Raw genomic sequence first — 20,954 nt, 5'->3', positions numbered from 1 at the left:
GGGTTAACATATGAAAGCAACTATAGATAAAGAAGGTTGTATTTCCTGCGGATTATGCGCATCGATTTGTCCACAGGTATTTCGTATGGGTGAAGATGGTCGCGCCGAGGTTTATGTAGACCCTATTCCTGAATCTGTGGAAGATGCGGCAATGGAAGCACGAGATAATTGCCCTGTCTCTGTTATTACTATAAAATGAACAACTTGCGCCCTTCTGAAAGTCAGAAGGGCGCTTCTTCAGTAGATGGGGCGGTCCATCTACATGGAAATACGTTAAATCGCTGGACATCATCCCCTTTCTGTGATAAAAATATTGGCGTTGCCGGAGTGGCGGAATGGTAGACGCAGCGGACTCAAAATCCGCCGGGCCTTGGGTCTGTGGGAGTTCGAGTCTCCCCTCCGGCACCATATAAGAAAGAGTAAGGGACTTCAATGCTTTGATGTGTTTGAAGTCCTTTTTTTATTGTGGCTAAAATGGTAGAAGTTTGCCAAAGGTAAAGATAAAGCCCTTCGAAGAACATTCTGCGGAATATTGTTGAGGGGGAAGAGTCTATGGATTATAGTGTCGATCGATTTACTCTCTTGAGCCGAGATTTTGAGCCAGCATATCTTTCTCTTTTGTATAGTGGAGAATTAAAGCGACGAGCGGAACGGGCTCTAGCTGATCTCGAAAGTTGTACCCTTTGTCCCCGTTGTTGTGAAGCGAACCGTCTGGCAGGCGAGACAGGAATATGTAAAACAGGACTACTTGCACGAGTTTCAAGCCACTTTGCACATTTTGGAGAAGAGGATTGTTTACGTGGGCAAAATGGGAGTGGCACGATTTTTTTTGCTTTCTGCAATTTAAATTGTGTTTTTTGTCAGAACTATGAAATATCCCATTTGGGAAATGGTGTTGAAATTACTCCAGAACAGCTTGCTGCCTTTATGTTAGAGTTGCAACTTGCTGACTGCCACAATATAAATGTAGTAACTCCATCTCATGTGGTTCCACAGATTATTTCAGCGGTGTCAATTGCTGCTGAAAAAGGGCTTCGCCTGCCAATCGTTTACAATACTTCAGCCTATGATTCACTCTATAGCCTGCGACTTCTTGATGGGATCATTGATATTTATATGCCAGACTTCAAAATATGGAGCGCCGCTCAGGCTTTTCGTTATCTCACGGCTGCTGATTATCCAGAAGTTGCGTGCGAGGCAATTATGGAAATGAATCGCCAAGTGGGAGATTTGAAGCTCGACGAACATGGTTTGGCGAAACGAGGTCTCCTTGTGCGCCATTTAGTTATGCCTGGAGAAGTTGCTGGCAGTGAGGCCATTCTCCGTTTCCTTGCAGAGAAAGTTTCTCCTTATACCTATGTTAATGTAATGTCTCAGTATCATCCCGCGGGAGAGGTATCGTCCGATACTTTTCAAGAGATAAACCGTTGCCCAACTCATGCTGAATATCTCAAAGTTATCCACATTGCCCATAATCTTAAACTACGGCTTGATGTTTGCCGTCAAATGTAACTATTGCCTAATAGACTCAATTTTTTCAGGCTACGTGTGCCTTCTTTATTCTTCAGGAATAAATTTCAAAGCAGCTGAGTTTATGCAATATCGCATTCCAGTAGGTTCAGGCCCGTCTGGAAAAAGATGTCCTAAGTGAGCGTCACAGCGGGCGCAAAGAACTTCTGTTCGTTCCATTCCGAAAGAGAAATCTTGTCTTGCTGTTATAGGAGCATCTTTTACGGTTGCCCAGAAGCTTGGCCAACCTGAGCCCGAATCAAATTTTTCTTCTGAAGAAAAAAGCCAAGCTCCACAACAAGCACAAACATACGTTCCTTTTTCGTGTGAGTTCCAATATGCTCCTGAGAAAGGAGGTTCTGTCCCCTTTTTTCTGGTGATAGCGTATTGTTCCGGCGTGAGGATGGCTTCCCACTCATCATCGCTCTTTTCCTCTCTTTTTATGGTTGCGGCATACGTTTGTGTTGCCATGAAAAATATAATCGATCCAACAAGCAATGACAGCAACGTACATCTCATAATGTCACCCTCTTTTTTCTCTACCATACTTTTTCATCATAAGTATAGATATCTCTCAGTATAACGAAAAGATGAGAGTAAAAATAGTTTTTAAATTTTAACATGGTGCAAAAGCAAATTAGGAACGTTATTATTATATTGTTCAACGAAAATAAATATTATATAATAATTTAAACTGTTATTCATGGAGGTGGTGTTTTGAGAGGCAAATTCAGGTTTAATGATGATTATGTTTACAAAATGCCGGTACATTTTGGAGGATATCCTTTTTATCCGGTGAGAACAGAGTATGGAGATATGACGAGTATCAGTGTGAAGTATGAAACAGAACAAGAGGCTTTACTACAACTTATTCCGGAGGACTTTGAGCTTCGACAGCCTTTGGTAAGTGTTCAATTTGCAAACTGTCGTGATGTAGATTGGATGGCAGGTGGGGAATATCGCCTCATACAAGTTACAGCACCTGTTCGATATTTGGGTAATTCAGAAGGGCTTGTTGGTGAATATGTGTTTGTAATTTGGGAAAATCACGCCTGCGCCATTATTGGGGGGCGCGAAGAGGACGGTATGCCTAAAGTTTTTGCTGATATTTCTGCCGAACATCATGTTGGTAGCCATTGGTATACGAGTGCAAGCTATGAAAATAATAATTTCCTCAAGGTTGATTTTCTAAGAAAAAGCGAACTTTGCGAAAAGGATGTTAATGAAATAAACAAAGATTACAAAACAAATTACTTTGGATGGCGTTATTTGCCCAATCTTGGCAAAGGTGGCGCTACGTTGAGTCACGCAACTCTTTATCCACAAGAGATGATGGCGAAGCGGGTTTGGGCGTGTGAAGGCGGAATTCAATGGACAAAACTCACTCAGGAGCAGCATCCGCTACAGTTCAAGATTATCAGTACTCTTGCAGATTTGCCAATATTAAAACATGTTAGCGTGGCAATGGCAAAAGGTACTGCTAGGCTCAACGTTGGCGATTCAAGAATTTTGCCGTAGAGGATAAATGGGGTGTGATATGAGTGGATATTTTGAAAATAAAGTAGCAGTGGTAACAGGAGCTGCTTCTGGCATAGGCTTGGGAATAGCAGAGCATTTGCTTGCAAGGGGCGCTATGGCAGTCTTTATGGGGGATGTAAACGAGACAAATCTTGAAAGGGAATCTAGACGGTTGGGTCTCGCATATCAAGGAAAAGTTTTTCCTCAACTTGTAGATGTTACAAATCTCGAGCATGTTACGAAACTTATTAGCGCAGCAAAAGCCTTTGATGGACACCTTGATTTCGTATTCAACAATGCAGGAATGGGGATGACACTTCCTACAGAGAAGATAACCTTCGATATTTGGAGATTTATTATTGACTTAAATTTAATGGGTGTTGTTTACGGAACATATGCTGCGATACCTCTTATGCGAGAGCAGGGGTTCGGACACATTATAAACGCGGGGTCCATAACAGGGCGAATTCCTGTCCCTTATCAAGCGGTATATGCTGCAAGTAAAAGCGCCGTTATCTCTATGACCGAGAGCCTACAATATGAGCTGGAAGCTGATGGTCTGCAATTTAGTGTATTTTGTCCTGGCAATGTTCGTACGCCAATATTTGGGGAATTAACACCGCCCCCAGATTCTATCAGTGTAGATGATGCAGTTGACTATATTTTTGAGGAAATGGAGAATAAGTCTCTTGTAATTATTTTCCCTCAAATTATGCGCGATGTAGATGCTCTTTATAGGGGGAACAGAGAAGAATTTGACAAGACCATTCGCAACCTGGCACGTGAGCGTCGTGAAAACTATCGTACAAAGGGGACTTATTTTTAGGGTGGTTAGTTGGTACCCTCTGCCCTTATCTTATCGATAAGAGACAATATATGTAATAAATATAAAAGGATGCATCCATTTGCAGTAAGGATCACGCCAATAATTTGTCCTGGAATCAGGTGGGAAACAAACATCGATACACCAAAAAGAATAGCCACTAGATTCATCGCTAGTTGAGTTACATAAAGTTTCACCAGAATTCGAGGCGTAGGGAGATGTGGATTCCTTCCTTTTTTGAAGAGGGGAAGACATGTTTTCCCTAATGTTGTGATGCCACCAATTATGTTAAGGGCTCCGATGAGCACTGTTAATGGCGAGACTAAAATTTCAGGAATAATGCAGGATATAATTCCGAGTGCAGCAAATATAAAGCCGAATAAAATCATGAGCCATGAACGGAAGAATGGCCCGATTGGTGTATTTCCGAATGCTAGCATTTGTACTGCAAAAATAACCATCAGAAGTCCAAGTTGTGCACTTCCGGAAAAAGGAAGCAACCCCCAATTTACCGGAATCAGCAGTATTCCAAGAAGCTGCATAAAAATAGCTGTCACTAAAATCATAGCTTTATCTGAAGAAAGATCTATATCCCCCTCACGTGATTTTTCTGCTTCTGGATACATGCGATATATTCGTCGAAGAGTTTCTGCAAGATAGACAATTGCTACCCCATAAATCAGAATGGTTACGGCTGTTATAGACGTTGAAAATAGGCTGTGATCCCAAATAAGCATTCCAATCAACATGGATAATAGATACACTGCTCCGCACCCGAAAATGAGGTGGTGGAAACTTCTTCCATATTGTAACCATGGTCGGAGTTTTTCTTTGGAAAAGACCATTTGTATAAGAAGCAAAACCCCCCCCGGGCCAAAGCAGAGGGACAACAGTATGCGGGGAATTGGGTTGAAGATATCAGGAATAAAGCATGTGACAATACCTATTGATGCAATTACTACGCCGATAATAAGTAAAAGCTTTGATTGGCGCATTTCTCGAAAAGGTGTTTTCCCAAGGGTGATCATCTGTAAAGCAAAAATGAACAGCAGCAATCCATACAAGCCATTTTCATAGTAAGGGAGTATTCCCGCAGATACTGGGAAAAGCAATGTACCAGTAATCAACATTATCATCCCGATAATGAATAAAATTATTACATCAAGAGAAACATCTGCCTTATTAAGCATACTGTATTTGGCCATATCATGAGACCTCTCTAGATATCGTTTTCGCAGCACTTCCTAGATTATGTTTTCTAATGTTTTACGTGCTTCAAAATATCCCTTTTCAATGAGGGCTTCTGTTTGTCCTGTATCGATCATATTGAAAGCAAAAAGATCTGGTTTAATGAGGATATCGGCTTCTTCAGTCTGTAACTTTGTGGCTGTTTTCAATGCAATATCGAAAGATCTCAGTAACACTTCAATAATATTCTCAGGTCTTTTTTCTCCGTGTTTAGCGTTAAGATCGACACCAATAATCAAATCAGCTCCCATCTCTTTTAGTGGAGTTATAGGGACATTTTCAACTATCCCGCCATCCACAAGAAGTTGATTATTTATCTCCACAGGCACGAAAACACCTGGAATGCATGTACTTGCCGTTACGGCAGTTGCCACATCCCCTTTTTTAAGCACAACTTTTTCTCCACTTGTAATGTCTGCTGCTACCATAGCTACGGGAATATGAGCCTCGTCGAAAGTAACGTTCCCAAGATTTTCAATAATGAGTTTACCTAGTTTTTTATTTGAAAGCAATCCAAATTGTGATAGGGATATTCCTGAGATATCAAGCCAATTCAAACCTCTTGCAATTTCCCTAATTTCTTCCCATCTCTTGCCAAAAGCAAAAAAAGCGGAGATGAACGCTCCAATACTTGTTCCAGCTATATAACTTACGGGGATGTTACATTCTTCAAATGCTTTTAATACTCCTATATGGGCAGCACCAAGAACAGCCCCACCTCCAAGGGCGAGTCCAATTTTTTTGTTCCCAATGAATGTTTTCATTGCATTTAATTTCTCCTCAATCTGTGAGTTCTTTAACTTTTACATCCTTTAGAACTATCATTGTTATGTATTTTCTTTTGTTCGTCAATTGTGTAAGAATCTATTTGGGATAAGATGTTAGGGAAAATGCCAGCGCCGGCCACAACAACTTCCATTTCAATGTCAAGTTCATAATTGATGTCAAGACTGCGATGTATTCCCAGCGCTGGAAGGATGTCCTCAAAATTACGGAGTGTCAATAGGAGGAATATTTTTTGTAAGACAGAGGTATTCCCAAATGTAATCTTTTTGTTTTATTATTATGTTTACGGTTTATTAAGATACAGTGTTTGGGCGGTAAGCAGGATCTGTGGGAAGTAAAATTATTTTATATGTGAGGAGGAGTTTCGAAATGGCCTATCAGTTTTTGAGTATTGCTCCTTGCGTGGTAGATGATATTAATAATTTCCTTTCCGACCCTCGAAACGATGCCGTGTCTGACTTGAGCAGGGTAGTTGCAAAGTATGGAACAGTAGACGAAATCAACAAAAAAGCGCATGAAGCGGGGAAAGTAGAAAACCATATGAAAAAGCTAGAGCGAATAAGATCTCCCTACATAAAAGATTTGGAATGGCTTCAGAATGCCAAAGATAGCGGAAGTTTTATTTCTCTTTCAGAATATCGTTCCCGAGTTGCCCCAGATCGCCCGATATGGGACTATGACGAAACAAAGGCCCCAACTTTAGAGATCAGTGCCCTCCAATATTTTCCGTGGCTCGTAGCAGAAGTTAAGCAGGCTATTGAAAAAGGGGAAGTTCTTCCTGGACGGTTTATTCGCGTGAGAAAAATGAAGGAACAAGAAGCTGAAAACGAAGATTTGCCCGCAGTGCGGGCTGCTATAAAAATTTTAGGTGCAAGTTGCGTAGAAACTCTTGATACGAAAGGGACTGATGGTTCTAACATCCACCTTGGAGGCCCGAGCACTATTACGGGATATTTTGGTGGAATCGGGCAACCTAACAGCCATCCCTTACGGTGGATTGATGAATTCCTTTATTACTATGTAAATTACGGTGTTGATGAAGTTCTTAATATTAATCCAGGGACGGTTTTTTTGGGGTACCTTCTTTATCGCTTAGGGGTGAATATTAAGTTTAAAATCTCAGTTTTTATGGGGAACGATAATCCGTATGCCGTTTTATGGACATTGCTTGCTGCTCGGCTTTTTGCACGGGAGGATGGATCTACGCCTCTGGCTGGATTTAATCTGTCTAACTCTATTGATGCCGAACATCTTGCCCAAGCAGCAGCTATTCGCAAGGAGCTTAAACTAGAAAACCAAGTCCGTATAGAACATCATATTACGGAAACATGGAAGAGTATTGTTCAGCAGCCTTATAACCGAAGAGATGACTTGTTAGAACTCGTAAAAACGATACCTAATATTTCAGCGAAACATGAAGGTGGAAATCCAGAGGATGAGCAGCAACTTGCCCATCCCTCGGATATTCTTGATTATTTTAGAGATAAAAAGGAAATAGAGGCTTCTGGAGATTGGGACGCCCTTTCTCGTAATTATCTTTTGAAACATAAGGCTGTAAATAGCACTGCCGAAGCTCTTACTAAGGCTGGATTTTCTTTTATTGCGGCAGGAGTGCACCGTCTTTAACCAGCTTTGTTACAATAACAAAATTTGCGTTTCTTTCAATAACTTTACTGCCCTGTCTGTTATTTTGTTTTTTGCACGTGGTGTTCCTATGAGCAGGGGAGAAGAAGGGGTGTGAAGTTGTATGTTTTTGTAAACAGTCTCATCGCTTGTGTTGGCATAACAATAGAGGCAGCCGTGAGAGCAGCTATTGTATGCTCCTATATCGATGCTTTCCATGCACCCACATTCGGGGCGCTGATTTTTGTCGTTTGTCCCTTTGAGAGGGTATCCTGTAATTTTTTCTATAGTTCTCTTATCAATGCATGAAGCATGTTGTATGCCATACTGACTCAAGGGGATTTTTTCGGAACATGTCTCAAGCGAAATATTCCATTCTTTTGCAATTTCAGAGAAACCGTAAGCAATTTTATGCATATTTTGAATGCCGATCTCTCCTACTATTTCTTGTGCTCTTCGTTTTATTTTGGCATATAGATCTACGTAACTAAAAATACATTTGGACGTATAGCCAGAAAGCAGCTTGCTCAGTTTGTAAAATGAGCGAAGATGATGTTCAATGAAAAGGTTGTTATTGATGATAACAGGGTCATAGCGCCAGATAACCCTTTCTTTCCCGATTGTATCGCTTAACTTTTTAAATCCTTTTATAATTTCTTTTTTGTCGCCTACTCTTTTTTCGATGCTGTTATCATAAGGATTGAGGGTGAAGAGAAAATAATATCTGAACCCCATGCGATTTATAGCGTCAAGATGGCTTATCAGAGGAATTGCGTTTTTTGTCCAAAAAACAATACAATCGACGACTTCTTTATTGAGTGGAATGTTGCTGATTTGTTTGAGGTTCATAGGGTTTTGCACATAAACGAATCCCTCTTTCAAGCGAGTTATGAACCACGTGGCATAAAAAGCTGGTATGTCTGTACGTCTACTGGCACTTATAATCACAGCACTGCCCCCTGAGACTCATTCACTAAATTAAAAGTATCCAGAGTTTTCCCTAGTATAATTTTTTAACTTTCGGTTATAAAAAAGATGGACATTTAGAAGCGGTCTTATGTATTTTACGTTATAGCGACGCTTATGTGGAGAGTAGCTTTTTTAGGTTGAATACGAAGAGTTGCTATGATAGGTTAGCCATATCAAGGGAGGGAATGGCATGGGGTTTCGTTTTACGAGACGCTTTAGAGTTGCTCCTGGTATTTCCATTAATTTGAGTAAATCGGGAGCTTCTGTTTCTGTAGGGGCAAGAGGTGCGAAGGTAACGGTAGGTCCTCGCGGAGTAAGGAAGACAGTAGGTATTCCTGGGACGGGTCTTTATTACACGACTATGAGCTCCTGGAAAAAAGGTTCAGGCTTAAAAGAATCAGGTTCGCGTTCTATTGCGACGCGGGAGGAAATTATAAAAAAGAAACTCTCTCCTGGCTTTTTTAGAAGATTTTTCCTGTCGCAATCAGAAGAAAACTTTATAGATGGCTTGAGGGCGTATTTAGAGTCTAACGAAGACAAAGCTTTAATTTGCTTTTGCCAATCTCTAAATATAGCAGATTCAGCCTTTATGGCTGGGCTTATAAGCCTTAGCGGGAATAATCCTCAGCAGGCGGTTGTTGCTTTTCGTCAAGCGAAGGAACAAAAGAATTCTCTAGGTTCCCTTTTTAAGAAATTAGGTGTCTGCATGTCGCTTCACTTACCTCTTTCCGAAGAAGTAAACGTGGAAATATGGCCAGATGAAAAGGGAGTTTCCCTTGCTTTAGTAGAAGCCCTGCAGCAAGTGGAGGAGTATGACGAAGCTGTTGTTATACTTAGAGAGCTTATGACAGAAAGTCCCCACGATGTGTCTCTTCGCCTTTCTTTAGCGGAGCTGCTTATAGAAATATCGAAAAATATCCCTGATGAGGCAGTTGCTCTTAAAGAAGTGATAGAGATCAGTGAGGGTATAAATAACGAAACAGCTCTTCATAGCGCTTTGTTGTTATATAGGGGCAAAGCTCTTAGAAAACTCGGCTATTTCTCTGCTGCACGCGATGTGTTGACTGCGGCGTTACGTCGAAAGAAAGATAGACCGACAGATTTGCTTTCAACCATTCGATATGAACGAGCCTGTGTGTATGAAGAGTTAGGGCAGAAGAAAAGGGCTAAAGATGAAATTGAGATCGCAACGGCTGAGAAAGGGGCTTTAGTATAAAGCAATTATTCTTGTTTTTAAGTGCCTATTGCCCTTTCAGCAACGCTATAAGAGATCCTGTCAGTACTAAAATTCCACCAAAATATTGCGAAAAGCTCAGATGTTCTCGAAAAAAGACAATAGAGAGGATAACGGTTACAAGTGGTTCTGTCATGCTAAGAATGGCAGCGATTGCGGGAGTCGTTAGTTTTACACCAAGGAAAAAAGAGAGGAAACCAGAAACGGAAACAAAAGAAATGAAACAGAAAATAAGCCACACAGATGGAGTATGAGAAAGCAACAGATTATGAGTAGTTACGCCAGCTATTAGAAAAGACAAAGCAGAAAAGGAACAGACATAGGCGACAATAATCTGGTATGAGATATTTTTCATAAGAGAGTTCCCGTAAAGAATATATGAGGTGTAAGAAAAAGAAGCGACTCCAGCTAAAAACACTCCTTTTATACTAATTGAATAGATGATGTCCCCTGTAAGAAAAAAAAGGCCTGCCGATGACAAAATAATGGAGGCGAGGAGCATTTGAGTAATAGGTTCCCTATTTATGTATACTGTTACGATGGCAACGACAGCAGGGTATGAATAAAAAATGAGAGTAGCCATGGACGCTGGTATATATTGAAAGCTTGAAAAATAGCTAAAACTAGTAAGAGTAAAGAGAATGCCTCCAAGTACAAACATATGCAGGAAGTCTTTTTTCCCCAATAAAAAGCATTGGTAACCTTTTTTGCGGAAGAGCAAGGCGAAAAGAGCAATGGAAGCAAGAGTGAACCGAATAAAATGAAATGTTATTACATTAACCCCTTCTTTATAGGCATATATAGCGAGGATAGGGATAAAACCAAATAAAAAAGCGGACAAGAGAGCAAAAAATGTCCCTTTCACATAGTTGTCAGAAATAGATTGCTGGTTTTCTCGAGGTGTCTTCATTTTAACTAAGCCTCTCTTTCCATATAATGGCTCTAAGATACATTATTCCCTTGAGACAAACTAGTCTTTGTTTTTTTATTTTTGTATATATTTTGTATATATTAATTTTTTAGTTTTTATGCTCTCATAAAAGCGCTGCTGAGTTTTTGTAAAGGAGAAGTCGCCCAAAAGGTAGTTCTTCCTTTTATTAAGGGGGTATGAAAAATGATCGGCGGATACCGTGTCTTTTTATAAAGTCTTAACGGGAGAGATCAAATACCCCTGCAGGAATTACGAGAGTTTCCGATAGTTTACCTTGAGAAACGTTGTGAAATATTCAGATCTGATGATGGGAAATATCACTTTTTATTAGGGGAAGAGAGTTATTTTAACTGACAGAGACTGTATAATTTACAAGAAGGCCTTGGATTTCTATTTTTTGCTATATTAAAGCACGACGAAAAGTTAAGGAGGGAAGCTGTGGAGGAGAGAAAGGACTTTTTTAACTTATACAATCATAATTTTGTACGTGTTGCTGCGTGTATTCCCGAACTAAAGGTAAGTGACCCTGAATACAATGGGGGCAAGACTATAGATTTGGCTCGGAAAGCTTATGACCAACACGCGATTTTAGCTGCTTTCCCAGAGTTGGGATTGTCCAGTTATACGAATGAAGACCTGTTTTTTCAGGATGCATTGCAAAAATCAGCGTTGTCCAGCCTTGGTATGGTCCTTGAGGCCACTGCTTCAATGGACATGATTGTGATTGTAGGCGCACCTCTTAAAGTTGTGAATGGGCTTTTCAATTGTGCTGTAGTCATACTTAAAGGGGTAATCCTTGGCATTGCTGTCAAGAGCTTTTTGCCAAACTATCGAGAGTTCTATGAGCTGCGCCATTTTCGTCAAGCGAGTGAACTTTTAGTAAATTCCATAGATATTTTAGGACAGAGGAATGTTCCCATAGGGACGGACCTGATATTTGAAGCGGTAAATATTCCAGACTTTAGGCTTTTCTGTGAAATATGCGAAGATCTGTGGACACCTATTCCTCCCTCTAGCTATGCTGCCTTGAATGGTGCTACTATTATCGCCAATTTGTCAGCTTCTAACGTTACTATTGGTAAAGAAGAATATCGTCGCTCCCTAGCGTCCAACCAATCGGCTCGGTGTATTTCTGCCTATATATACACAGCGTCGGGGCCAGGGGAATCCACTACAGATCTCGCTTGGGATGGACATGCCATGATCTATGAAAATGGGGAGCTTATGGCAGAATCGAAGCGATTTTCTTGGGATCCCCAAGTTGTAATGGCAGATGTGGATCTTGGCCGTCTTGCTAAAGATCGAATGATCATGACAAGTTTTGTGGAGAAGAGGACGATGAAGGGGGGAAATAGTGAACCTTTTAGAAGAATTAAATTTTCACTGAAAGTTCCTTCAGGAAAAATTACTCCTGTTCGTACGATTCCCCGATTCCCTTATGTTCCTATGGATGTGGAGCTTCGAGATAAACGTTGTTATGAGATTTTTAATATTCAGGCTCAGGGGCTTGCTAAGAGGATGAAAGCTGCAGGGCTTACAAATCTTGTAATTGGGGTATCGGGAGGGCTTGATTCGACTCATGCTCTCTTGATATGTGCAAAGACGGTGGACATGCTAGGACTATCGAGAGAAAATGTGAAAGCGTATACTTTGCCAGGCTTTGCGACGTCTGAAAAAACCTTGAAGAATGCTTATAATCTTATGAATTCTCTTGGAGTGCAGATTGGGACGATCGATATACGTCCGAGTTGTCTTCAGATGTTAAAGGATATTGGTCACCCGTATGCTGCGGGAGAAAATCTGTACGACGTAACTTTTGAGAATGTTCAAGCCGGGCAGAGAACTTCGATTCTCTTTAGGCTTGCAAATTGTCACCGCGGAATGGTAGTGGGAACTGGGGATTTGAGTGAGCTAGCCCTCGGATGGTGTACGTACGGGGTGGGAGATCACATGTCTCACTATAACGTAAATGCAAGCCTGCCTAAAACTTTAATTCAATATATTATTCACTGGGTTGCATCTAGAAAGCTTTTAGGCGCGGATGTTTCTGTTTTTCTTGAAGATATTTTGAATACGGAGATAAGCCCTGAACTTATTCCAGGACAAAAAGGGGATCAACCTGGTCAAAGGACGGAAGCGGTTATTGGTCCCTATGAGCTTCAAGATTTTAATATATTCTACATAACACGTTATGGTTTTCTCCCTTCTAAAGTAGCGTTTCTTTCTTGGTGTGCATGGCATGATGTTACACTAGGAGAGTGGCCTGATATTTCATTAGAGAAAAGGCACCAATATACTTTGTCTGAAATCAAATATTGGCTAGAGATTTTTATTCATCGTTTTTATAAAACGAGCCAATATAAGCGGTCATGCGTTCCAAATTCTCCCAAGGTAGGGTCAGGAGGTTCTCTGTCACCACGAGGAGACTATCGAGCTCCTAGCGACAGCGAAGAAACTCCATGGATGGAAGATTTGCAAAACATACCTGATGAAAATATGTAGCTAAAATTTTTTTGTAGGAGGAATAGAATTCCCTCTCCACAAAATAAAAGGTTTGTGGTGTGGAACATCTGATCCAGCCCTCCGGTGCTACGTTCCCTCTCTACAATGTAAAAGGGTTGTCCTTTTTAAAGGAGGTAGTTTTTTTGAAATTGCTTCAACAGCTTTTGATCGTTCTTGTCATATTTTTTATAGGACAGGCACTGCAATTTTTTACAAAGCTCCCTATCCCTGGGAGTGTCATAGGAATGATGCTCTTATTAGTGCTTTTATGCAGTAACATTATTTCTATAGAATCCTTAAGAGAGTTAGCTGATTTTTGTTTAGGCAATCTGGCTTTTTTCTTTGTACCGGTCATTTTAGGAGTGATTACAAGCAAAGACAAAATTATGCATGTCGCCTCTCAATTTATATTTATTGTTGTTGTCTCAACGTGCCTTGTAATGGCAGCTACAGGAGTTACCGCACAGTATCTGTTGCGAAGGAAAGAGAGAAGATCGAATGGAAACCTTTCTTGATATATTTCGTACCCCTCTTTTTGCTATAGTTCTTACGGTGGGAACGTATGTTCTTGGGGGCTGGGTTCGCAAAAAGACGAGATTGGTTGTTCTGATGCCAGTCATTTTTTCAGCAGTGACCATTGGGCTTATCATAGCAATGACAGATTATAGTTATGAGGATTATCGCAGTGGCGGCGATGTTATATCCATGTTCTTAGGACCTGTGACTGTTTTGTTGGCGGTTCCGATATATCGGGAATTTTCGCGACTAAAAGAAAACCTTTTATCTATTCTAATCTCTATAGGTGTAGGGATTCTGACGGCTTTTATAAGTGTGTGGTCGCTCTGTGGTCTTTTCAATTTTGGAGAGGATTTTTTCCTATCCATGGTTCCAAAATCTGTAACAGCACCAATTGGTATAGAGATAGCCCTTATTATAGAAGGAGTGGTCCCTATTACAGTTCTTGCAATAATTGGTGCAGGAGTTTCAGGAGCTATTATTGCTCCTATTTTGTGCAAAATAGCTTGTATACATCATCCGATTGCACGAGGATTGGCTATAGGTACCAGCTCTCACGCTGTAGGAACGAGCCGTGCTTTTGAAATGGGGGAGATAGAAGGGGCATTTAGTAGTCTGGCTACAGGCCTTTGTGGGGTGTTGACTGTTTTAGCGGTTCCTTTGTTACTTCGAATTGTTTCTTTTATTTCTCAATAGAAGATCCGAATAGTGAGAGAGAGTGCTATAATCTCCTTTGTGAATTCTTGGAGAAGGAGGTGGGGTAGATTATGTCAAAAGTACAGGAACTTGTTGCTAAGATAGAAAGTACGTCTAGAGATCCGAAGGCCACCGACGCAATAATAGATGGACTTCTTAACGAAATGGTAAGTCTGCTGAACAAGGAGCCGGAGGCATGGGATTTATGTACAGACAAGGTTCGTTTCTTGTTAAGTGAGCGCTTTTGTTACACGGGGCCTATGTCTTTCGGATCATATCGTTGAATCGACGATCTACCAACAGCCTCCAGATGGAGGCTGTTTCTTTTTGTTAGGATGAAGGGAGCTATCTTTTCGGCGTCGAGTGGGGGACTGTAGTAGTACCCTTGGATACTTAGGTTGGAGAGACCTAAGTCCAGGCTGTTAATTTGCTCGTTTGTCTCAACGCCTTCTATAACAATATGTTGAACTAAGCTATGGGCCATGCGAATGAAAGAATTAGCAAAGGTTTTTTCTCTCGCAGAGCGAGGGGCATTTGTTATGATCTCTCGATCAATTTTTATTCCATCGAAGGGAAAGCTTTTTACAAAATCTATAGACGAATAACCTTTCCCGAAATCATCTAAGTAGATTTTTACCCCATGGGAACGAATTTCTCCCATGACCTTCTCAAAAAGGCCATGACGATCTCGCAGGGTTTTTTCTGTTATTTCCAGTGTAAGCATTGAAGCTGGGATACTTGTAAATCTAAGTAATTTTTCTATCTCTTCTTTTAAGTGTCGATCTTGATAAATTTGAACAGGAGAGATATTTACTGATATGTTTAATTGGATACCTTGTTTTATCCATTTTTTGGCCTGTACAAAAGCTTCTTGGAGTACCCACCTCCCAATATCTATCATAACAAGGGAAGTCTCGGCCATGGGAATAAAATCGTTAGGAAAAATAACTTCTTTGTAGCCACGATGCCAACGAAGAAGAGCCTCTACGCCAATAACGTTAGATGTTTTTATATCTATTTGTGGCTGGTATTGCAAAAAAAGCTCTTTCCGTTCTAAAGCTCTGTAGAGGTCTTTTTTGAGTCTTAAAACTTTTTTAACTTCTTCCTCAATGTTGTTGTTATAAAAGATGACATCGTTTGAAATTTTATTTTGCCTAGCTTGATGAAGCGCCATGTCTGCGCAACGCATAAGTTGTTCCGCTGAAGCTGCATTCTGGGGAAAAAGGCTTGCTCCTATATGGGTTGAGATTTCAAATGTTTCATTATCTACAATTATAGGTTGGGAGAAAATCTTTTTAATTCCTTTTATAAGGGAAGAAAGGCGTTCAGGTTTTTTTAGAGGAACAAAAAGGGCGAATTCATTATTTCTCGTTTTAAAGAAAAAATCTTCTTCAGTCAACAAGGCAAAAAGTAATCGGATAGTTTGGATAAGAACCTGTTTCCCGCTAAAAGAACCATTCCCATCTTTAAGAGTTCTGAAACGATCAAAATTAACAATAATAAGAGCAAAAGTGTCGCTCGAAAGTTTTTTCTTAATGCGTTGTTTTAAAAGAAACATAAGCGTTGTACGGTCAGAAATTTGGTATGGCAAGTTAGGATACGTTTCCCCCTTTGTAATGTGAGGCGTTCCTCCCTTTTCAATTCCTGCTCTGACAAGGTATAATTTTCGCTTGTTTTTGCTTATAAGTTGTTGAATAGAAATCCAGTATCGATGGAGTGTTCCATCGTCTATTACGGCGCCTTCCCAAGACCCGTAATTTTCCACCGTTTCCCACACGGCTTCAGGGATGTTGTTTTCTAACAAAGAAAGAATAGAACAGTTTTCTTTATGAAAAGATTTTGTAAGAGAAGGGCTCCCTATTTTATCGGAAAGAAGAACGTTGGTAGCGAATGTTTTTTTGTTTTCATCTAGAAGGATACTATGCTCTTCAACGTAAAATTCTCTTTGCATAATGAGCCTCACTTTATCTATAAAGAAAGGTTTGTGCGTTTGGCACAAGCTCTCTACTATAACGTATTGTTTTTTCACGACCCCTGAATTTTTATATCAGCGAGAGTGTGCTTAGGAAAAGAGGAGGAGGCGTTGATCGATGAAACAAAACTCCCCAGTCCATGGTCGCTAACGGGGTCGGTTCTTGGAGGAAGTAAACAAAATACTGAAAAGATATCCAGAAATAGATAAAAATATTAAAGTATCAACTTTTATTAATATTAAACGACAAATTGGATATGCACAAGGGGTTTTCCTTTTTTTAAAAAAATAAAGAACGATAAATATCTTAAATGATAATTTTTATAGCCAAAGAGATTATTGAGTTATCTATTCCAATGGATACAGTAGTCCATAAGGGCTTTTTTATTAAAGAGGAGATAGGGATGATCGGGCACAGGATAAAAGTAGTTCGACGCAAAAGAGGCTTAACTCAGCAGGAGTTAGCGGAGATTATTGGAGTCACGAAGCTAACAATTTCTCGATGGGAACGAGGAGAACGTTCCCCAAACGCAGAGATGGTATTTGCTGTGGCAAAGGCTTTGCAAACAACTTCCTCTTATCTTTTGGGTGAAACAGATTGCGCTGATGGCTATGAAAAAGAGAATAGTTTTATGTTGCGGGCTATGCGGCAATATCTAGAGCTAAGTTTGTATGAAGCGGCAGGTATTCTAGGCATTTCTCCGCAAACCTTAGAGTATTTAGAAAGAGAGGAAAGTAGAGGATCTATAGAAGATAAAACTTTAATTATAAAAAAATATGGTATCTATATGGCTCGTCTAGATAATGATTCAGGTGTTTATCAAGAGAAAAAACAGAGTGCTATGGACTTTGAGGTATTGTTAAAAATCATGGCATCATATGATCCAGATATAGTTCTCCACTTACGCAGCCTTGCAAAAAATGTTGAAGAGATTTCTGAAGAAGACTGGGAATTTTTAGCTAACCTTCTGAAAATTTCCTTAAAGCGTATTTTGAAAAAATAGAGCGATATTACGTCATCATATGAGGTGTCCTTTAAACTGACTTATATATAAATGGTAATAAAATCCTTGACGTTGTAATAACTCTTCATGGGTTCCTTTTTCAACAAGTTCTCCTTTGTTTATTACAAGAACCTGGTCAGCATTGCGGATTGTACTTAAACGGTGAGCGATTACGAAACTGGTCCGTCCTTCCATAAGATGTAGAAGAGCGTTTTGAATCCGAATTTCAGTACGTGTGTCTACGTTGCTTGTCGCTTCGTCTAATATTAAAATTCTTGGATTGGCGAGGATAGCACGAGCGATAGAGAGAAGTTGACGTTGTCCTTGGCTAAGGTTGCTTCCTCGTTCTGATAGTAGTGTGTGATATTCTTGTGGCAAGAGGCCAATGAAATGATCTGCTTCAGCCATTTTTGCGGCAGTTATTACTTCTTCGTCAGTTGCGTCTAAGCGCCCGAAACGGATATTTTCCATAACGGAATCGGAAAATAAAAAGGTTTCTTGTAGTACGAGGCCGAGTTGTTGCCGCAAGCAAGATTTGGGTATAGTGCGGATATCTACCTTATCGATGGTAATTCGCCCTTCTTTAATTTCATAAAAACGAGTGATGAGATTAGTGATAGTGGTTTTTCCGGCTCCTGTAGGTCCTACTAATGCTACGGTTTCTCCTGCTTTTGTTTCAAAAGAAAGATTTTTAATGATTGGTATCCCAGGTTTATACTCAAAAGAAACGTGGTCGAAACATACATGTCCACGAAGTGGTTGCCCAGGAACAGTACAAACGTTGTCTTCACCTTCTGGTTCCATATCTATAATTTCGAAAACTCTCTCTGCGCCAGCTAAAGCTGCCTGAAAAGTATTGTATAAGTTCGATACCTGGCGAAGTGGCTGAATAAAGTTTTGCCCATAATTGATGAACGTAGCGATCAAACCTACAGTAGCAAGTCCCTTTAATGCCAGCCAACTCCCTAAGCTCACAAGGATGATAACAAAAAAATTTCCGAGTACGCCTGTTAGGGGCATCAATAAAAGGGCATAGGTGTTAGCGTAAATTCCTGCCGTATATACCCTTTGGTTATGGAGTAGAAACATTTCTGTTACGGCTCCTTCTTTGCGAAAAGCCTTGATGACTTTAGCTCCGCTAATAGATTCTTCCATCACGCTGTTAAGAGTACCCAAGTCTTTTTGTAACAGTTGGTATCCTTTTCGAGTGTAGCGAGCTACAAATTCTGAGAACCCAAACATAAGTGGTACCACGAATAAGGAGGCCAAGGCTAATTTGGTGTCTAATATAAACATGGCTATTAAAATGCCTGCCATTGATAACATGCTGGCAAGCAGAGATGTTATATTTAAAGATATGGCTTGGCTAATAGCATCAATGTCATTTGTGAGGCGACTCATTAAGTCTCCTGCAGGGGTTTGGTCAAAAAAACTGAGAGGCAGAGATTGAAGATGTTGAAAAAGATCCTTACGCATTTGTTTGAGAGCTTTTTGAGAAATATTGCTCGTGACTCTATTGGCAATAGCTTGAAATATGTTATTTAATACATAAACGATGAGCATGAGTGAAGCGATGTTAACTAAACCTTTCGTAGTTTTAAGGGAAATGTAGAGGTCTATGGCAACTCCCATAAGGTAGGGGGCAAGGAGGCCTAAAATAGAGTAAAGAACTATAAGAGTGCATACAAATATTACAGAGATTCTATAACGGTTGAAATAGAAAAAAAGTCGAAGTAGTGTATTGTGCGGATTTTTAGCTTTTTCTATGTTGCCGATATTCCGCCTTCCTCTAGGGAGCATGTACGTTCGAATCTGATTTCTCCCAGTAGTGCGGGAATCCTTTTCACGCGCCATCTTTATTATACCTGTCTTTCTTGTCCACTTTTTTCGCCAAGCTGTGATATGTAAATTTCTTGATAGATAGAGTTTGTCTGTATCAATTTGTTATGAGGCCCCTCTGCTACTATATGTCCGTTATCTAAAACTATTATTTTATCGGCATTTAATACGGTAGAGATGCGCTGAGCCACTATAAAGATGGTTTGTTTTGCAGCAAAAACTTTAATAGCGTTCTGTATTTTCGTTTCAGTTTCTATATCCACTGCACTGGTGCTGTCATCGAGGATTAGAATTTGAGGACGAGGAAGAATGGCTCGAGCAATGGCGATACGTTGTTTTTGGCCGCCAGACAAGTTCATGCCACGTTGCTCAATATAAGAATTGTATCCTTGGGGGAGACCCATAATAAAGTCATGGACTTGAGCTATGTGGGCAGCAGTAATTATCTCTTCATCAGTAGCATGGGGCGAGCCGTAACAGATGTTATCTCGTACAGTTCCTGAAAAGAGAATAATTTCTTGAGGAACAATGCCTATATGGGCGAGCAACGAGCTATGTTGAATAGTCTGTATATCAAGTCCATCAATTAAAATTCGACCGGCAGTAACGTCATAAAATCTTGGAATTAAGTTGACGAGAGTGGATTTACCAGATCCAGTAGCGCCAAGAATAGCCACTGTTTCTCCTGGAAGAGCTTCAAAATTGATTCCTTTTAAGGTTGACTCCCTAGAGTTGTCGCTATTATAGCTGAAAGAAACATCTTCAAAAACAATATGCCCCTGAATTGTAGGGGGCAGTGCTATTTTTTCTAATCGCTTGCGTGTGTCTGGTGATGTTTCCATGATTTCTTGTATACGCTGAGCTGAAATAATTCCGCTTGCCCAAACATTCGATAGCATTGTCATCATTACAAGAGGGGTCATGGTAGTGAGAAGGTAATTCGTGAAAGCCACTATTTGTCCTGTGGTTATATTTCCTTGAGCTGCCTGAAACCCTCCAGTCCACAGTACTATTACTATGCCGATGTTTACGAGAAGCGTTAGTATGGGTGCCATGTAAGACATGAGCATCATAACTTTAACGGATTGATCGAAGAGTGCTTCATTGCAGACCTCAAATCGTTGACTTTCTGAATGAGCTCGCACAAAAGCTTTGACTAACCGTATTCCGCTGATGTTTTCTTGTAAAACAGTATTAAGTCGGTCTAGCTTTTGTTGTATAGATTGAAAAAGGGGTTCTATTTTAAGTATGAAAAAAAATAGAACTCCTGATGTAAGCAGAAGAAGGGGCAGAATGGTGAAGGCCAGCTTTTGACTTGTTTTAAACATAAGGATGAGACTGCCAATCATGAGCAGCGGTGCTCGTGTCCCTATACGTAAAGACATTTGTACAAGACCTTTTATTGTGTTTACATCGCTGGTAAGGCGCACCATAATTTCTCCTGTCTTTTGCTTGTCGAGGTCGCTGAAAGAATAGTTTTGGATCTTGAAGAAGAGATGTTCTCGTAGATCTCGAGCTACACCTTCTCCAACTTGTATGGAAAAAAAGTTGTTCCCAATGGCGGTGAAGGCACCTAAAACAGAGAGACTGACCATTAACAAGGCCGTATGAATTACAATTTGACGATTGCGAGCTGTTATGCCGTAATCAATGATTCTTTGTATAAGTCGAGGAATAAAAAGGTCCATTACAACAAGAGATACGAGTAGAAGAAGAGCTATAAAAGATTGTTTCTTATATGGTTTTAAAAAAGAACGGAGCTTTAAAATGTAATCCATTTTATT

19 protein-coding genes and 1 tRNA gene are annotated in these 20,954 nt (G+C 40.2%); 12 read left to right on the top strand and 8 right to left on the bottom strand.

All coding sequences use genetic code 11. The annotated features are described in order from the left end of the window. Window positions 1-10: 10 nt before the first annotated feature. The 3 genes from K360_RS0108560 to K360_RS0108550 all read left to right on the top strand — a co-directional run bounded on the left by K360_RS0108560 (window position 11) and on the right by K360_RS0108550 (window position 1,512). Complete coding sequence (locus tag K360_RS0108560) at window positions 11-199, top strand: ferredoxin (RefSeq protein WP_024822751.1); 189 nt, start codon at window positions 11-13, stop codon at window positions 197-199. A 122-nt stretch (window positions 200-321) separates the two neighbouring features. After that, window positions 322-408 (top strand) — tRNA-Leu (locus K360_RS0108555). A 144-nt stretch (window positions 409-552) separates the two neighbouring features. Next, window positions 553-1,512: a radical SAM protein gene (locus K360_RS0108550; protein WP_211235535.1), complete on the top strand. Its 960-nt coding sequence runs from the start codon at window positions 553-555 to the stop codon at window positions 1,510-1,512. Window positions 1,513-1,557: 45 nt separating this feature from the next. Here the strand turns inward: K360_RS0108550 and msrB are convergent, their stop codons facing one another. Next, on the bottom strand, window positions 1,558-2,028 hold the full coding sequence (gene msrB / locus K360_RS0108545) for a peptide-methionine (R)-S-oxide reductase MsrB (protein WP_084043934.1): 471 nt from the start codon (window positions 2,026-2,028) through the stop codon (window positions 1,558-1,560). Window positions 2,029-2,226: 198 nt separating this feature from the next. On the opposite strand from msrB, the gene K360_RS0108540 reads away from it, so the two are divergent. Beyond that, window positions 2,227-3,027, top strand: coding sequence for an acetoacetate decarboxylase family protein (locus K360_RS0108540; protein WP_024822748.1), 801 nt, complete (start codon window positions 2,227-2,229; stop codon window positions 3,025-3,027). A 19-nt stretch (window positions 3,028-3,046) separates the two neighbouring features. Continuing rightward, a complete protein-coding gene (locus K360_RS0108535) occupies window positions 3,047-3,853 on the top strand; it encodes an SDR family NAD(P)-dependent oxidoreductase (RefSeq protein WP_024822747.1) in 807 nt (268 codons plus the stop codon). A 5-nt stretch (window positions 3,854-3,858) separates the two neighbouring features. Here the strand turns inward: K360_RS0108535 and K360_RS0108530 are convergent, their stop codons facing one another. Together K360_RS0108530 and K360_RS0108525 are read right to left on the bottom strand one after the other, a co-directional pair. Next, window positions 3,859-5,055, bottom strand: a complete 1,197-nt coding sequence (locus tag K360_RS0108530; protein WP_024822746.1) for a hypothetical protein — start codon at window positions 5,053-5,055, stop codon at window positions 3,859-3,861. 39 nt (window positions 5,056-5,094) lie between these two features. Beyond that, on the bottom strand, window positions 5,095-5,862 hold the full coding sequence (locus tag K360_RS0108525) for a patatin-like phospholipase family protein (RefSeq protein WP_024822745.1): 768 nt from the start codon (window positions 5,860-5,862) through the stop codon (window positions 5,095-5,097). Between the two features lie 391 nt (window positions 5,863-6,253). Between K360_RS0108525 and K360_RS0108520 the strand changes: the two genes are divergently transcribed. Beyond that, a complete protein-coding gene (locus K360_RS0108520) occupies window positions 6,254-7,510 on the top strand; it encodes a hypothetical protein (protein WP_024822744.1) in 1,257 nt (418 codons plus the stop codon). A gap of 9 nt (window positions 7,511-7,519) precedes the next feature. Here K360_RS0108520 and K360_RS0108515 read toward each other — a convergent pair whose 3' ends face one another. Further along, window positions 7,520-8,455: a DUF1848 domain-containing protein gene (locus K360_RS0108515; protein ID WP_024822743.1), complete on the bottom strand. Its 936-nt coding sequence runs from the start codon at window positions 8,453-8,455 to the stop codon at window positions 7,520-7,522. Window positions 8,456-8,666: 211 nt separating this feature from the next. Between K360_RS0108515 and K360_RS0108510 the strand changes: the two genes are divergently transcribed. Then, window positions 8,667-9,692 carry a DUF4236 domain-containing protein gene (locus K360_RS0108510; RefSeq protein WP_024822742.1) on the top strand — a complete coding sequence of 342 codons (1,026 nt, stop codon included), beginning with the start codon at window positions 8,667-8,669 and terminating at the stop codon, window positions 9,690-9,692. A gap of 25 nt (window positions 9,693-9,717) precedes the next feature. Here K360_RS0108510 and K360_RS0108505 read toward each other — a convergent pair whose 3' ends face one another. Next, window positions 9,718-10,620 carry a DMT family transporter gene (locus K360_RS0108505; RefSeq protein WP_024822741.1) on the bottom strand — a complete coding sequence of 301 codons (903 nt, stop codon included), beginning with the start codon at window positions 10,618-10,620 and terminating at the stop codon, window positions 9,718-9,720. A gap of 459 nt (window positions 10,621-11,079) precedes the next feature. Between K360_RS0108505 and K360_RS0108500 the strand changes: the two genes are divergently transcribed. From K360_RS0108500 to K360_RS0108485, 4 genes are all read left to right on the top strand, one after another. Further along, window positions 11,080-13,143, top strand: coding sequence for an NAD(+) synthase (locus K360_RS0108500; protein WP_024822740.1), 2,064 nt, complete (start codon window positions 11,080-11,082; stop codon window positions 13,141-13,143). Window positions 13,144-13,286: 143 nt separating this feature from the next. Then, window positions 13,287-13,658 (top strand): CidA/LrgA family protein, encoded by a 372-nt coding sequence (locus K360_RS0108495; protein ID WP_024822739.1) that lies wholly within the window; start codon window positions 13,287-13,289, stop codon window positions 13,656-13,658. Next, on the top strand, window positions 13,642-14,355 hold the full coding sequence (locus K360_RS0108490; RefSeq protein ID WP_024822738.1) for an LrgB family protein: 714 nt from the start codon (window positions 13,642-13,644) through the stop codon (window positions 14,353-14,355). Before K360_RS0108495 ends, K360_RS0108490 begins: the two co-directional genes overlap by 17 nt. 71 nt (window positions 14,356-14,426) lie before the next feature. Then, the gene (locus K360_RS0108485) at window positions 14,427-14,639 is read left to right on the top strand and encodes a hypothetical protein (RefSeq protein ID WP_024822737.1); all 213 of its coding nucleotides are present in this window, start codon (window positions 14,427-14,429) and stop codon (window positions 14,637-14,639) included. On the opposite strand, the gene K360_RS0108480 is transcribed toward K360_RS0108485, so the two are convergent. Beyond that, window positions 14,603-16,306 carry a putative bifunctional diguanylate cyclase/phosphodiesterase gene (locus tag K360_RS0108480; RefSeq protein WP_024822736.1) on the bottom strand — a complete coding sequence of 568 codons (1,704 nt, stop codon included), beginning with the start codon at window positions 16,304-16,306 and terminating at the stop codon, window positions 14,603-14,605. The two genes, K360_RS0108485 and K360_RS0108480, sit on opposite strands and share 37 nt — an antisense overlap. Before the next feature lie 332 nt (window positions 16,307-16,638). On the opposite strand from K360_RS0108480, the gene K360_RS11250 reads away from it, so the two are divergent. Beyond that, window positions 16,639-17,331 (top strand): helix-turn-helix domain-containing protein, encoded by a 693-nt coding sequence (locus K360_RS11250; RefSeq protein ID WP_286846035.1) that lies wholly within the window; start codon window positions 16,639-16,641, stop codon window positions 17,329-17,331. A gap of 15 nt (window positions 17,332-17,346) precedes the next feature. On the opposite strand, the gene K360_RS0108465 is transcribed toward K360_RS11250, so the two are convergent. Further along, entirely contained in the window at window positions 17,347-19,185 is a 1,839-nt protein-coding gene (locus K360_RS0108465; RefSeq protein ID WP_024822734.1) for an ABC transporter ATP-binding protein, read from the bottom strand. A gap of 5 nt (window positions 19,186-19,190) precedes the next feature. After that, window positions 19,191-20,948 carry an ABC transporter ATP-binding protein gene (locus K360_RS0108460; protein WP_051461148.1) on the bottom strand — a complete coding sequence of 586 codons (1,758 nt, stop codon included), beginning with the start codon at window positions 20,946-20,948 and terminating at the stop codon, window positions 19,191-19,193. Between the last annotated feature and the right edge of the window lie 6 nt (window positions 20,949-20,954).

It is taken from the genome of Aminobacterium mobile DSM 12262, from assembly GCF_000526395.1.
Classification (GTDB): domain Bacteria; phylum Synergistota; class Synergistia; order Synergistales; family Aminobacteriaceae; genus Aminobacterium; species Aminobacterium mobile.
The sequence above is the reverse complement of the archived record's forward strand: the minus strand, read 5'-3'. Positions and strand labels throughout refer to the sequence as shown.

What these genes read in the sequence shown, in the direction of transcription:
- msrB (WP_084043934.1), bottom strand. Translation starts at nt 2,028, where the DNA reads ATGAGATGTACGTTGCTGTCATTGCTTGTTGGATCGATTATATTTTTC.
- K360_RS0108510 (WP_024822742.1), top strand. Translation starts at nt 8,667, where the DNA reads ATGGGGTTTCGTTTTACGAGACGCTTTAGAGTTGCTCCTGGTATTTCC.
- K360_RS0108550 (WP_211235535.1), top strand. Translation starts at nt 553, where the DNA reads ATGGATTATAGTGTCGATCGATTTACTCTCTTGAGCCGAGATTTTGAG.
- K360_RS0108525 (WP_024822745.1), bottom strand. Translation starts at nt 5,862, where the DNA reads ATGAAAACATTCATTGGGAACAAAAAAATTGGACTCGCCCTTGGAGGT.
- K360_RS0108535 (WP_024822747.1), top strand. Translation starts at nt 3,047, where the DNA reads ATGAGTGGATATTTTGAAAATAAAGTAGCAGTGGTAACAGGAGCTGCT.
- K360_RS0108520 (WP_024822744.1), top strand. Translation starts at nt 6,254, where the DNA reads ATGGCCTATCAGTTTTTGAGTATTGCTCCTTGCGTGGTAGATGATATT.
- K360_RS0108490 (WP_024822738.1), top strand. Translation starts at nt 13,642, where the DNA reads ATGGAAACCTTTCTTGATATATTTCGTACCCCTCTTTTTGCTATAGTT.
- K360_RS0108560 (WP_024822751.1), top strand. Translation starts at nt 11, where the DNA reads ATGAAAGCAACTATAGATAAAGAAGGTTGTATTTCCTGCGGATTATGC.
- K360_RS0108480 (WP_024822736.1), bottom strand. Translation starts at nt 16,306, where the DNA reads ATGCAAAGAGAATTTTACGTTGAAGAGCATAGTATCCTTCTAGATGAA.
- K360_RS0108530 (WP_024822746.1), bottom strand. Translation starts at nt 5,055, where the DNA reads ATGGCCAAATACAGTATGCTTAATAAGGCAGATGTTTCTCTTGATGTA.
- K360_RS0108505 (WP_024822741.1), bottom strand. Translation starts at nt 10,620, where the DNA reads ATGAAGACACCTCGAGAAAACCAGCAATCTATTTCTGACAACTATGTG.
- K360_RS0108465 (WP_024822734.1), bottom strand. Translation starts at nt 19,185, where the DNA reads ATGGCGCGTGAAAAGGATTCCCGCACTACTGGGAGAAATCAGATTCGA.
- K360_RS0108460 (WP_051461148.1), bottom strand. Translation starts at nt 20,948, where the DNA reads ATGGATTACATTTTAAAGCTCCGTTCTTTTTTAAAACCATATAAGAAA.
- K360_RS0108485 (WP_024822737.1), top strand. Translation starts at nt 14,427, where the DNA reads ATGTCAAAAGTACAGGAACTTGTTGCTAAGATAGAAAGTACGTCTAGA.
- K360_RS11250 (WP_286846035.1), top strand. Translation starts at nt 16,639, where the DNA reads ATGATAATTTTTATAGCCAAAGAGATTATTGAGTTATCTATTCCAATG.